We start from the raw sequence: 13,023 nt of genomic DNA on the forward strand, positions 1-13,023 counted from the left end.
AGATTATTTCAATCATCTGCTCTGTCAACTATTGAGGTAAAAGCGATGAAGACACACAGCACTGCCGCGCGCGGCTCCGCCTCGCGTCAGATGCCCGACACCGGACGGGTCAGCTTGGGGCGGCTCGGTGATTTCGTCGGCTTCCGCTTGCGCCGCGTGCAGAACCAGCTCTCGCGTGATTTCGCCGCGGCCACTTCGGCCAAGGGCTTGCGCTCGGGCCTGTTCTCCTCGCTGGGCATCATCGAAGCCAATCCCGGCATCTCGCAGAGCGAATTGTCGCGCGAAGTGGGGCTCGACAAGTCGGTCACCGTCACCATCGTCGACGAGCTGGAGAAGTTCGGCTGGGCCGTGCGCGAACGATCGAAGGAAGATCGCCGGCGGCATGAACTGTTCATCACCGATGAGGGCAAGGCCCATCTCGACGAGCTTTTCACCATCGTCGGCAAGACCGAGGATGCCGTGCTTCACCAGCTGTCGCCGGCCGAACTGCACCTGCTCAGCGAACTGCTCGACCGGATGTATGCGGCCTGCATGCGTGATGAGGGGTGAGGAAAAAGATAACCGTCCAGATAAAGAATAGTTGACTAATTCCACTAATTTTGAAATTCACAAGAGCAAGCCGGTGGTCGGCGCGCAGATAGCGCGACTTCAATCCGGAAGATGGTGAGAGGATTGCTAGCGCACCGCAGGTTCAGGTGCCCGATCGGTCCTCTCGGCAATTTGGTAAGAAAGCGCTTTCAAGCGGGAGGATGATATGAGGATCTCAGGTAAAACCAGGTTCGGCACGTCGACATGCATCATGGCTCTCGCGCTGATCGCGCCGAGCGTTGCTTTTGCCCAGTCGGCGGACAATGCAGCCGATGAAGCGAAGGCGGACGAGGAAATCGTCGTCACCGGCACGTCGATTCGCGGCGAAGCACCGGTCGGCTCTTCGCTGATTCAGGTCGGACGCGGCGATATCGACGCTTCGGTTTCGACGACGACCACACAGTTGGTTCGTGAAGTGCCGCAGATATTCAATTTCGGCGTTACTGATTCTGCGCGCAACCAATCGGGCGGCGCGGGCAATATCGTCTATGGCAACTCGATCAACATCCGCGGCCTCGGGCCATTTGCAACCCTGACGCTGATCGACGGTCGCCGGGCCGTTGGCCAGGGCACGCTTGGTGCCTCGGTCGATCCAGGCAACATTCCGGCGATTGCGCTGGAACGCATTGAAATCATCGCGGACGGTGCCTCGGCGGTTTATGGTTCCGATGCCGTCGCCGGCGTCGCCAACCTGATCCTGCGCCGTAAGTACGACGGTATCGGCGCCGACGTTCAGTACGGCTGGGCCGACGGTTACAACGAGTTCACGGCCAATGCGATCATTGGCATGGAATGGGATACCGGCCACTTCACGCTTTCCGGGCAGCACACCTATCGCAGCGCGCTTTCAGGCGCTGACCGCGATTTCTACGTTGCCGACCTGCGGCCTTTTGGCGGTGCGGATTATCGCACGGTTGGTCAGTGCGCCCCCGGCACAATTTCGCTTGGCGGCACGACCTATGCCATCCCGGCGGGTGGTGCGACGTCGACCAATCTGGTTGCCGGCACGGTCAATCGCTGCGACAGCCTGAAGACCACCGACATCTTGCCGCAGCAGGAAATCAACGGCGGCGTACTGACGTTTGATCAGGAGCTGGGTGAGGGAGCAAATTTCTTCGTGACCGGGCTCTATTCCCGGCGCGATGGCTTCCGCCGTTCGGCCACTGGTAGCGCAAACGTGGTTGTGCCCAACACGAACCCCTTCTTCGTGTCGCCTGCCGGCGCGACGCTCGCGACTTGCCCGGCGAGTGCCGGGGTGGCTTCGACTGTACGCTGCGAAACCGTCCAGCTCAATTTTGCCAATATCTATGGCCCGAACGGGACCAGCAAAATCACTTCAGAAGTTTATCAGATCACCGGCGGCGTCGACATTGCCTTGTCGCCCAAGTGGAACATGAACGCCTATGTCACCGGCGGTTACAATCATGACCACGTGTTTTCCGTAGGCGGCGGCACCGATGCGGCGAACCTGGCGGCGGCGCTGCGGAGCAACGATCCGGCCACCGCGCTTAACCCGTTCGGCACCGCCGGCGGCAACAGCGCGGCGACGATCGCCTCGGTGTTCGACAACCTGACTGACACTGACGGCAGGACGAAGTTCATGGACGCCGGCGCCAAGCTGGACGGTTCGCTGTTCACCCTTCCGGGTGGTGACATTAAGGTGGCTTTCGGCGTCGAATTGCAGAAGACCCAGCTGCGCACCGGCCAGGTCCGTGGCCGCAAGGGGGCACAGACCGGCACCGATCAGAAGCTGAGCCGTAACGTCAGCTCGGCCTATGCCGAATTGCTGATCCCGGTCTTCGGCGAAGAAAATGCCACTCCGGGCTTCCACAGCCTCGATATCAACATCGCCGGCCGCATCGATCATTACAGTGATGTCGGTTCGACCAAAAACCCGAAGTTCGGCATCAACTGGTCGCCGGTCGAGGACCTGAAGATCCATGCCAGCTATGGCGAAAGCTTCCGCGCGCCGCTCCTGACCAATTTGGTGAGCGCCGGTGGCAGCCAGCTGTTCCTGCAGAACTATTTCGATCCCACCGCCAATGGCGGTGCCGGGGCTACGGTCGAGGGCATCGCCCTGTCGGGCGGCAACCTGGGTCTCAAGCCGGAAACCGCGCGCACGTGGTCGTTCGGTTTCGAATACAATCCGTCGTTCCTGCCCGGCGCCCAGCTTTCGATCAATTACTTCGATCTCAAATACGAAGGGCAGATCGTTTCCTACCTGTCGAACCTCAACCTGCTGCGCCAGGAATCGCTGTTCTCTTCGATTATCACGCGCGGCACCGCTGGTCAGGCGGCGGTCCAGACCCAGCTCAACAACGGTATCAACATCGCCAACGGCCGTTCGGTCGCCGATGCATTGGCGGCAGGTAACCGTGCCTTTGTCGATGGCCGGACGAACAACCTCGGTCTGACACTCGCCAAGGGCATCGACTTCGGCTTGGTCGTGCCGTTCGAACTGGGCGCGGACACCACGCTGCGCGCATCGGTGCGCGGCAGCCGGTTCTTCTCGTACAAGGTCGCTCTGACTCCGGGCGGCACTATCCTCGAGCAGCTCAACAACATCGATTATCCGCTGAAATTCCGCGCCCGCGCGGCGCTGATGCTCGATCACGGGCCGTTCAACTTCAACCTCTATGCCAACTACACGAACGGCTACAACAACACCTTCTCGACCCTGAAGCCGAAGATCGCTTCGAGCACCACTGTGGACCTTTCGGCCTCGTACGACTTTGGCGAGATGCTGGGCGTGACCAAGCGCTTCCAGCTGGGCGTCAACGTCACCAACCTGTTCGACAAGGATCCGCCGTTCGCCGATCTTGCGCCGAGCAACAACGGCGGCGGCGGCTTCGATCCGACGGTGGCCAGCCCGATTGGTCGCATCGTTTCGGTCTCGCTGCGGACCAAGTTCTGATGCGTCCTGCGCTCCTTGCCCTGTTGCTCGCCATGGTCCCGGCGGGGGCAGGAGCAGGGGCGCAGACGGAGGGGCCAGCACCGGCAACAGCGCCGGCCTCCACCGCTTCGGCCTTCGGGCAATATGCCCCGCCGAAACAGTTTACCGAGCAAGTCACCGAAACGTTCTACCTGCCCATGCGCGATGGCACCCGGCTCGCGGTGCTGGTCGCGCGGCCGGCGGTTGGAGGCAAGGCGGCAGAGGGCCGTTTCCCGGTGATCTGGCATCACTCGCTCAGCTCGACCCAGCAGGACGGCGACGGCGTGGGCCCGCGCAAGGGCGGCTTCAGTTCGATGCCGGGGCTCACCGATCACGGCTATGTCGTGGTGCAGGTCGCGCGGCGCGGCAATGGCCAGTCGTTCGGCACGATGCGTGGTTATCATGACCGTAACGAGGCGCATGACGCCTATGAACTGATCGAATGGCTCGGGACCCAGTCGTGGTCGAGCGGCAAGGTCGGGCAGTACGGCTGCTCGAACACTGGCGATGCGGCGATGCATGCGATGACGGTCAATGCGCCGCATCTTGCCGCGGTCTTTGCCGGCTGCTTTTCGTGGAACAAGTACGATGCCATGCGGCGCGGCGGCATTTTCGCGCAGTGGGGCACAGGTCCCACCCGCACGGTCGAGCAGGACATGGCCGTGCCGCCGGTCGCGGGCGACGAAGGCAAGGTGCTGCTGCGCCAGGCGGCCGAAGAACACCAGCGCGGCGTGCGGCTGTTCGACGTGTGGAACGCGCTTCCCTATCGCGACAGCTTCTCGCCCCAGCTGCAAAGCACGTTCTGGTTCGAGGGCAGCGCGTCCAGCTACAAGCCGCAGATCCTGCAAGGCAAGGTGCCGCTCTACATCGTTGGCGGCTGGCGCGATGAACTGCGCGATCAAGGCCTCATTGCGCGGATGAACATCCCGGGCGCGCGGATCGTCATTGGCGACTGGCTGCACTGCGAGAACGAGGATTTCGCGCTGGTGCAGGAGGCGCACCGCTTCTTCGACCGCCACCTGAAAGGCATCGATACCGGCATCGATCGTGATCCGCCGATCCACTACTTCGTCGTCGGCGCGAACGGCTCCAAGGGCGAATGGCGCCGCGCGGGCCAGTGGCCGCTGCCGCAGAGCAGGCTCGTGCCGTTCGGCCTCAGCGCCAAAGGACTTGTGCAGGACAAGGTCTTCACCGCTCCTTTCTCGACTGCATTTTCGGTCGATTACACCGTCAAGCCCTGTCCCGAAGCACTCTCAGGCTCACGCGTGCAGCCGTGCCACCAGCCAGGACAAGGGCTCTCGCTGGCCGGCAAGCCACTGCCACGGCCAGTCGAGGTTACCGGCCATGGCCTTGCAGATCTGTGGATCGCCGCCGACACCCCCGATGCCAACCTGTTCGTCTATCTTGAAGACATTGCCCCGGACGGCAAGATAAAGATCGTGACCGAGGGCCGCTTGAAAGCAAGCCTGCGCAAACTGGCCACCGCGCCGTGGAGCCTGCCTGGAATCCCGTGGCACCGCGCCTTTGCCGAAGATGCCGCGCCGCTGACACCGGGCGTGCCTGTGAGGCTCCAGTTCGATTTCATGCCGACCTCTTACACCTTCGCCAAGGGACACAGGATCCAGTTCACCTTTACTGGCTCCGATCACCGTGAGCGCGCCCGCGATCCGCAGGCCCAGCCAGCGCGGATCACCTTGATAAGCGACCGCGACCACCCGTCCTCGGTAAGCCTGCCGCTCGTTTCGAAGTGAAGCGTTCGCTCGCCTTAGCTTGGGCAGCAGCGCTTGCCGCGCTGGTGGCGAACAGCGCTGAGGCAGCCCCCTGCGACAGCCTGAAAGGCCTGCGCGTGCCCGCGCTCCGCATTGACCGCGCGACCCCGAAGACGCAGCCGGTGCCCTATTGCCGCCTCGAAGCCACGATCGAGAAGGAGATTGGCGTCGAACTCTGGCTGCCGGAGCGAGCCGCGTGGAACGGCCGCCTGCTTACCGGCGGCGTTGGCGGGCAGGCGGGGAGCTTCAACAACCACGAACTCGCGCGCGGGGTGCGGCGGGGTTATGCCAGCGCCAGCACCGATACCGGTCACAAGGCTGCGGACAAGCACTGGTTGCTCAAGCGCCCCGACCGCGCCGCGAACTATGCCCACCGCGCCCATCATCTGCTGGCGGTAAAGGCCAAGGCGGTGCTGCGCCATGTCTATGGCCGCCGGCCCGACCATGCGTTTTTCGTCGGCTGCTCGGGCGGCGGGCGTCAGGCACTGACCGAGGTGCAACGCTATCCCCGCGACTATGACGGCGTGATTGCCGGTGCTCCGGGTGTGAACACGCCGGAAATGAGCGCGCGGCGCATGTGGGAAATGCAGCGCCATTCGGGGTGGGGTGCGGCCGTTCCTCCCAGCGTCTGGAAGCTCGTCACCCGCTCGGCCATTGCCCAGTGCGACGGCGATGACGGGGTTAGGGACGGCGTTGTCGCCGATCCGCGCCAATGCCGGTTGGATCCTGCGCGCCTGCTATGCAAGTCCGGTGAAACGGGAGCAGGGTGCCTCAGCCCGCTGCAGGTCGATGCGGTGCGCACGATCTATGCGCCGCTCCATGACGAGAACGGCAAGCGGATCGATCGGGGCCTGCTGTGGACCGCGCCGGTATCACCCGCGCCGCTGCCCGAACCTTTCACTCCCGGACCGAGCTATCTCGCGACCGTGCTGTTCGCTGACGGGGTCCACGCCGATCCGGCATGGGACGCGCGGCAATTCTCGCTGGCTCGGGACCTGCCCGCGATCGACCGGCTGATGAACCTTCACGCCGATAATCCCGCAATCGAGCCGTTCACAACGGCAGGGGGCAAGTTGATCCTCTACCACGGCTGGGACGATCCACTGGTCTCGGCCACATCGACGCTGGGCTATTGGGACGCGCTGTCGGCGCGCTTCGGTTCGCGTCTCGGTGCCTCGGTGCGGTTGTTCATGGCGCCCGGCGTCCATCACTGCCGGGGCGGCCCGGGTGCGGACCTGTTCGGCGGCGCGGGCGGCGATTCCCCGCTAGTCGATCCGCGCCACGACCTGCTGAGCGCGCTCGAGGAATGGGTGCTTTGGGGCAGGGCGCCTGAGACGATTATCGCCACGAAGCCCCCCGCCAATGGCGCTCCAGAGAGGACGCAGTTGCTCTGCGTTTGGCCGGCCCGTGCCATGTGGAACGGGTATGACGAACCTGAATCCGCTAAAAGTTATGTTTGCCGAAAGGACTGATCCATGTGCCGTCTGGCCTCGCTGTTCCTGCTTTTGTTCGCCATCGTTCTACCAGCGCAGGCGAAGGAGCCGCGCTGGATTGGCCCGCTGGTGGAAAGCGCGCAATCAAAGACTTTCGCGCCCATCGTGCTGGCAGGAACGCGTGAGAATGCAGCGCTCAAGGCGGCTGGCTACGTGCAGGAAGAATGGCTAATCGAAGGCGCCGCCAACATTTACCACGAGAATGCCGACGGGTCTTTGCAGGTCCGCTCTGCCGATGTGCCTTACGTCACCCAGCTCGTGATCGTCCGGCCGCGTGATCCGCGGAAATTCAATGGCATAGTGCAAATGGGTTTCGCTCACCCACAATTTGCGAACGGGAACTGGGGGCGAATCGACACCCTCGTGCTGCGGTCGGGCATGGCCTATGCAAAGTTGGTGATCGGCGGTGATCCCGGTACGCGTCAGCGTTCAACAACGCAGTGGCCGGTCGCAACGCCGCTGCTGTACAAGTGGTATGACCCATCGCGCTATGCCGCCTTTTCCTGGCCGCAGGATGACGGCGTGCGTTGGGACGTCATCGGACAAGCGGCGAGCTTCCTTCGCTCCGGCAGCCATGGCGGACCGCTCGCTGGACTGAAAGTGCGCGGGCTTTACGTTTCGGGATGGTCATTCCTTGGCAGCCTGCAACGCAGCTTCATCAATTTCGGCTTTCATGATCGCTACCGCCGGACCGACGGCGGGCCGGTGATCGATGGTTATCTGATCGGCATTTCTGCCGGCGCTGTCGCTGCCGGCAACGTGCCACTCAATTCGGTCGATCCGGTCAAGGAGCGCGGGCGCGACATGTTGCGCGTGATTGACAGCCCGGTAATCGAACTCACCAGCGAGATGGAAGCAATCACCAATATCTATCCGATGCGCGCGGAAAGCGATGGGGTGCGCGGCGGCCACCGGATTTACGAGCTTGGCGGCGTTAGCCACAGCGACTCCGGTGTCGAAGGTCAGGCAACGCCCGCGCGCGCGCAGCTTGCAGCGCGGGGGCACCCCGGCATCGAACGCGAGGTAACCTGCAGCATGGCCTTTTCCGACGTCCCCATGCGCGATGTAGCGCAGGCGGCGCTGGTCAATCTCGATACCTGGGTTCGCGGCGGTAAGGCCCCTCCGCGCGCCAGTCGGTTGCAGGTGGCTGAAGGCACAAAAAACTACAACCGCGATGGGTTCGGCAACCCGATCGGGGGAATTCGCGCTGCCCAACTCGACGTTCCGCTCGTCCGCTATGGTGTACCTGATTTGGCGGAATGCGGCGGGAAGTCCCCGGGGCGCAAGCTTAACCGGCTACCGCTCGACCGGGCGACGCTGATGGCCCGCTATCCGGGCGGCAGCCGCCACTACCTTGCCCAGTTTGATGCCCGAGCCGATGCACTGGTGCGCCAGCGCTGGCTGCTCCCCGCAGATGCGGCCGTGCAGAAAATGGAAGCTCGCGCATTTGCCAGGCTTGCTTTCAAGGTTGTCAAGTGATGCTTGCCAGCCGGTGCCTCAGCCGATATTGCTATGCATAATAGTTAAATCCCCCGGAGAGAATCGCCATGGAATTTACCCGCCTCAACCCGCTGACCGGCGAAGTGGCCAGTTCGGCCACGGCCATGAAGGCCTCGGACATTCCCGCCATCGCAGGCAAGGCCCAGGCAGGCTTTGCGGTCTGGTCGAAGATGGGGCCGAACGCCCGCCGCGCGGTTTTGACGAAAGCGGCGGATGCGCTGGTGGCGAAAAAGGATCAATTTGTCGCCGCGATGATGAGCGAAATCGGCGCGACTCCCGGCTGGGCGATGTTCAACCTGATGCTTGGCGCGGGCGTGATCCGCGAAGCGGCAGCGATGACCACCCAGATCACGGGCGAAGTGATTCCATCCGATCATGACGGAACGATTGCCATGGCGGTGAAGGAGCCGGTCGGCGTCCTGCTCGGCATTGCGCCATGGAACGCGCCGATCATCCTTGGCGTACGCGCAATCGCCATGCCGCTCGCCTGCGGCAATGCCGTTATCCTCAAGGCATCCGAACAGTGCCCGCGCACGCACGAACTGATTATCGAAGCGTTCGCGGAAGCGGGCTTCCCGGACGGCGTCGTCAATGTCGTGACCAACGCGCCTGAAGATGCCGGCGAAGTGGTCGGTGCGCTGATCGATGCGCCGCAGGTCAAGCGGATCAACTTCACCGGCTCGAGCGGTGTCGGCAAGATCATTGCCAAACGCGCGGCCGAGCACCTCAAGCCTGTCCTGCTCGAACTGGGCGGCAAGTCGCCGATGATCGTGCTGGACGACGCTGATCTCGACGAGGCCGTGAAGGCCGCCGCGTTCGGCGCTTACATGAACCAGGGCCAGATCTGCATGTCGACCGAGCGGATCATCGTAGTTGAGAGCGTGGCCGACGCCTTCGCCGAAAAGTTCGCCACCAAGGTGCGTTCGATGCCGGCGGGCGATCCTGCTGCGGGCAATACGCCGCTGGGCGCCGTGGTCGACCGCAAGACAGTCGATCACTGCCTCTCGCTGATCGGCGATGCGGTGAGCAAGGGCGCGCAGCTGCTGGTCGGCGGCGACACCACCATGAACGTCGTCATGCCCGCGCATCTGGTCGACAAGGTCACGCCCGACATGAAGCTGTTCCGCGATGAGAGCTTCGGGCCGGTGGTGGGCATCACCCGCGCGCGCGATGAGGCTCACGCCATCGAACTGGCCAACGATACCGAATACGGCCTGTCATCTGCCGTCTTCACCCGCGACACGGTGCGCGGCCTGAAGGTTGCCCGGCAGATCGAGGCGGGCATCTGCCACGTCAACGCCTCGACCGTGAGCGACGAGCCGCAGATGCCCTTCGGCGGCATGAAGAGTTCGGGCTATGGCCGCTTCGGCGGCAAGCAGGGCATCGATGCCTTCACTGAAACTCGCTGGATCACGTTCGAAACCGAACCGGGTCACTATCCGATATGATCGCCCCGCTGCGTTTGCTCGGGCTTGCTGCCGCGATCGCCGCATCGCCGGCCACCGCGCAGCCATCGGCTCCGACGCCTGAGCTGGAATACGCCTTCACGGTGAAGGTCGATGTCGCGCCGCCGGTCGAAATGGGACCGGCAGATGGCGGCAAGAAACGCTTTATCGCGATCACTGGCGGCACCGTTACCGGGCCGGCACTGACTGGAACGGTGCTTCCCGGCGGCGGCGACTGGCAGGTGATCGAGGAGGGCGGACTGACCCGGCTGGAGGCGCGCTATTTCCTCAAGGCTGCGGACGGCACGGTCATCGAGGTGACCAACCTTGGCGTGCGGGTGGCGTCGCCGGAAGTGACAGACCGGCTGGCGAAGCTGCAGGTGGTCGATCCTTCGGAATACTATTTCCGCACGACGCCGACCTTCACCGTCACCAAAGGCCCGCACGACTGGATGCGCCGATCGACTTTCGTTGCCCGGGGTATTCGCAAGCCGGATCGGGTGCTGGTCGACGTCTACCGGGTAAAGTAGTTTCGACTGCGACTAAAAGCCCGGTTTTCTGCGATAAATTCGCTCTGACGGGCCGATTTGAGTCTAGGCGCGGTCGGGCGGCCCGCTTATGGCTTGCCGAATGATAACCTCGACAAGTGAACGCGTGCTCATCGCTGGCGGCGGCATTGGCGGACTGGCGCTCGCGCTGACGCTCCACGAAATCGGCGTGCCCTGCGTGGTGTTCGAAAGCGTTCCCGAACTGCAACCGCTGGGCGTGGGCATCAACCTGCAGCCCAACGCGGTGCGTGAACTCGAAGACCTTGGCATTGGTGAGAGCGAGCTGGACCAGGCGGGCCTGCCGGCGCGCGAATGGGCGCTGGTCGGGCTGAACGGCAAGGACATCTACAGCGAACCGCGCGGCAAGCTGGCTGGCTATAACTGGCACCAGTATGCGGTTCATCGCGGCCAGTTCCACCTGCTGCTCTATCGCCACGTGATCGAGCGGCTGGGCAAGGATGCGGTGCGGCTGGGCCAGAAGGTCACCGGTTATCGCAAGCAGGCCGATGGCTCGGTGAACGCCGAAATCGCGACCATCGACGGGCAGACGATGGAAGAAGCCGGAGCGCTGCTGATCGGCGCGGACGGGATACATTCCGCCGTGCGCGCGCAGATGCATCCCGGCCAGCCGCCAATCCGCTGGGGCGGCACGATCATGTGGCGCGGTACCAGCCCCGGTGTGCCGATCCGTAGCGGCTCGTCATTCGTCGGACTGGGGACTGACCGGCACCGCGTGGTGATCTATCCGATCTCTGCGCCTGACGAAAACGGCCTCGCCGAGATCAACTGGATCGCGGAACAGACCTATGATGCGGACCACGACTGGACGAAGACTGGCTGGTTCCGCCCGGTGCCGCTCGATGAATTCGCTGCCGAATTCAGCGGCTTCGTCTACGATTGGCTGGACCTGCCGGCGCTTCTCGCCAAGTCCGAAGTGGCTTATGAAAACCCGATGATCGACCGCGATCCGCTGCCGTTCTGGGTCGATGGCCCGGTGGCGCTGATGGGCGATGCCGCGCATCCGATGTATCCCACCGGTTCGAACGGCGCTTCGCAGGCGATCATGGACGCGCGCATTCTCGGGCGGATATTCACCCAGACAGGCGTGTCGCAGGACAGCCTTGCCGCATACAATGCGGAACTGTGCGAGCCTGTCGGCAAGCTCGCCTTGCGCAACCGCGGGGCAGGTCCGTTCGGCTTGCTCAAGATGGTCTCGGACCGCTGCGGCGGCGAATTTGACAACATCGACGATGTCATCCCGGCGGACGAGCGCGACCAGTTCATGCAGGCCTACAAGGCGGCTGCCGGTTTTGCCCGCGACACACTCAACAATGCCCCGCGCACGGTGCCCAAGGGCGCGCGCGTGAAGCAGAAGGAAGCCGATGTCGCTCCGGCTTGAACATGTCTGCGACCTGACGGTCGAACTGACGCCGCCGCATGAGGTCGGCACCGGTGGGCAGGGCGCGCGGCGGATCATCCCGATTGTTGGTGGCAGCGCGCGCGGTGAGCGGCTTTCCGGCACCATCCTGCCGGTTGGCGCGGACTGGCAGACGGTGGACGCTGATGGCGTGGCCAGTCTTGATGCGCGCTATGCCATTCGGACCGATGACGGCGCGGTGATCGAAGTGCTCAGCCAGGGCATCCGCCATGCCGCACCCGAAGTTGCCGCGCGGATTGCTGCGGGGGAGGCGGTGCCGCCGTCCGACTACTACATGCGCACGGCGATCCGCCTCAGCACCGGCCATCCGGCTTATGCCTGGGTCAACCGTGCCCTGTTCGTTGCCACTGGCGGCAAGGTTGGCGGGGTGGTCAGTCTCGCGGTCTATCAGGTGCTGTAACGCGCGGCCGGGTCACAGCCCGCGCTGACGTACCGACCATTCCTTGTCCTTGCACAGGCCGCAGTCCGCGCCGGTGAACCGCTTGGCGGCGGCGGTATCGCCCTTGATGCGCCATGCCAGCCAGTCGCGCACCACGGTGCCGAACAACCCGCCGTCCTTCTCGAAATAGGTGGCGCGGTGGCCGTAGTCCGCGCTGGCAAGGAAGGTCGGCGCGCCGGTGAGCAGGTCGAAATTCGCCTGTCCGTTGTCATAGGCGATGTCGTCCTTGCCGCCGAGCAGGATCATCGTTGGCAGCGCCAGCTTCGGCAGATCGGCGCGCTTCACTTCGGAACCGCCCATCTGCCGGTCGTCTGGGAACAGGCCAGAATTTAGCACGACCAGTGTGGTGATACCCTTCGACCGGGATGCCGCATCGGTCACCTGAACGCCGCCGCACGATTGCCCCATCAGCGCAATGCGCGAGGTATCAATCTTGCCGGATAGCTTGCTGCCCTTGCGCGCGTTCTGCGCCTCGGCCCAGTCGACCGCCCAGTCGATCTGCGAGACGTCGGTCTTGGTCGGGCGGCCGTTATAGCGCGGCTCGTTCTTCAGATTGGCGTCCCATTCCGGCTCGCCGATTTCACCAATCGAGATCACGTAATAGCCGTGCGAGGCGACTTCGCTCAGCAGTTCGCGGAACCGTGCCCCGGCATTGCGGCAGCCGCCGCCGGCAAATACCACCAGCGGCAGAGCACCTTTCGCAGGAAGCGCCGCGGGGCGGAATATCGTGTGGTAACGCAGGTCCGGGGCCACTTCGATGCGCACGGGAAGCGGGCCGGTCGATGCCTGTGCCGCCGGGATGGTGGACGAGAGCAGGGCTGCGCCCAGCATAAGGGTGAGTTTGCGGATCACGGCATCGATACTCCCACAG

10 protein-coding genes are annotated in these 13,023 nt (G+C 63.7%); 9 read left to right on the forward strand and 1 reads right to left on the reverse strand.

The genetic code is table 11. From position 1 onward, the window contains the following. Positions 1–45: 45 nt before the first annotated feature. From WG900_RS02795 to WG900_RS02835, 9 genes are all read left to right on the forward strand, one after another. The gene (locus WG900_RS02795) at positions 46–549 is read left to right on the forward strand and encodes a MarR family winged helix-turn-helix transcriptional regulator (RefSeq protein WP_339964512.1); all 504 of its coding nucleotides are present in this window, start codon (positions 46–48) and stop codon (positions 547–549) included. A 205-nt stretch (positions 550–754) separates the two neighbouring features. After that, positions 755–3,502, forward strand: coding sequence for a TonB-dependent receptor plug domain-containing protein (locus WG900_RS02800; RefSeq protein ID WP_339964513.1), 2,748 nt, complete (start codon positions 755–757; stop codon positions 3,500–3,502). Further along, the gene (locus WG900_RS02805) at positions 3,502–5,271 is read left to right on the forward strand and encodes a CocE/NonD family hydrolase (protein WP_339964514.1); all 1,770 of its coding nucleotides are present in this window, start codon (positions 3,502–3,504) and stop codon (positions 5,269–5,271) included. The genes WG900_RS02800 and WG900_RS02805 overlap by 1 nt, the downstream gene beginning before the upstream one ends. 44 nt (positions 5,272–5,315) lie before the next feature. Then, entirely contained in the window at positions 5,316–6,761 is a 1,446-nt protein-coding gene (locus WG900_RS02810; RefSeq protein ID WP_339964515.1) for a tannase/feruloyl esterase family alpha/beta hydrolase, read from the forward strand. Between the two features lie 3 nt (positions 6,762–6,764). Further along, positions 6,765–8,261, forward strand: coding sequence for an alpha/beta hydrolase domain-containing protein (locus WG900_RS02815; protein ID WP_339964516.1), 1,497 nt, complete (start codon positions 6,765–6,767; stop codon positions 8,259–8,261). 68 nt (positions 8,262–8,329) lie between these two features. Then, positions 8,330–9,730: an aldehyde dehydrogenase gene (locus WG900_RS02820; protein ID WP_339964517.1), complete on the forward strand. Its 1,401-nt coding sequence runs from the start codon at positions 8,330–8,332 to the stop codon at positions 9,728–9,730. Beyond that, entirely contained in the window at positions 9,727–10,257 is a 531-nt protein-coding gene (locus tag WG900_RS02825) for a DUF3237 domain-containing protein (RefSeq protein ID WP_339964518.1), read from the forward strand. The genes WG900_RS02820 and WG900_RS02825 overlap by 4 nt, the downstream gene beginning before the upstream one ends. Positions 10,258–10,357: 100 nt before the next feature. Further along, on the forward strand, positions 10,358–11,674 hold the full coding sequence (locus WG900_RS02830; RefSeq protein ID WP_339964519.1) for a flavin-dependent oxidoreductase: 1,317 nt from the start codon (positions 10,358–10,360) through the stop codon (positions 11,672–11,674). Beyond that, positions 11,658–12,113 carry a DUF3237 domain-containing protein gene (locus WG900_RS02835; RefSeq protein WP_339964520.1) on the forward strand — a complete coding sequence of 152 codons (456 nt, stop codon included), beginning with the start codon at positions 11,658–11,660 and terminating at the stop codon, positions 12,111–12,113. Before WG900_RS02830 ends, WG900_RS02835 begins: the two co-directional genes overlap by 17 nt. A gap of 12 nt (positions 12,114–12,125) precedes the next feature. Here the strand turns inward: WG900_RS02835 and WG900_RS02840 are convergent, their stop codons facing one another. Beyond that, complete coding sequence (locus WG900_RS02840) at positions 12,126–13,004, reverse strand: poly(ethylene terephthalate) hydrolase family protein (RefSeq protein ID WP_339964521.1); 879 nt, start codon at positions 13,002–13,004, stop codon at positions 12,126–12,128. Positions 13,005–13,023: the final 19 nt, after the last annotated feature.

Origin of the sequence: Novosphingobium aquae (assembly GCF_037572715.1) — a bacterium.
Taxonomy (GTDB): domain Bacteria; phylum Pseudomonadota; class Alphaproteobacteria; order Sphingomonadales; family Sphingomonadaceae; genus Novosphingobium; species Novosphingobium aquae.

Coding starts and splice junctions, on each gene's coding strand:
- WG900_RS02820 (WP_339964517.1), top strand. CDS start 8,330: ATGGAATTTACCCGCCTCAACCCGCTGACCGGCGAAGTGGCCAGTTCG.
- WG900_RS02805 (WP_339964514.1), top strand. CDS start 3,502: ATGCGTCCTGCGCTCCTTGCCCTGTTGCTCGCCATGGTCCCGGCGGGG.
- WG900_RS02815 (WP_339964516.1), top strand. CDS start 6,765: ATGTGCCGTCTGGCCTCGCTGTTCCTGCTTTTGTTCGCCATCGTTCTA.
- WG900_RS02835 (WP_339964520.1), top strand. CDS start 11,658: ATGTCGCTCCGGCTTGAACATGTCTGCGACCTGACGGTCGAACTGACG.
- WG900_RS02830 (WP_339964519.1), top strand. CDS start 10,358: ATGATAACCTCGACAAGTGAACGCGTGCTCATCGCTGGCGGCGGCATT.
- WG900_RS02795 (WP_339964512.1), top strand. CDS start 46: ATGAAGACACACAGCACTGCCGCGCGCGGCTCCGCCTCGCGTCAGATG.
- WG900_RS02825 (WP_339964518.1), top strand. CDS start 9,727: ATGATCGCCCCGCTGCGTTTGCTCGGGCTTGCTGCCGCGATCGCCGCA.
- WG900_RS02800 (WP_339964513.1), top strand. CDS start 755: ATGAGGATCTCAGGTAAAACCAGGTTCGGCACGTCGACATGCATCATG.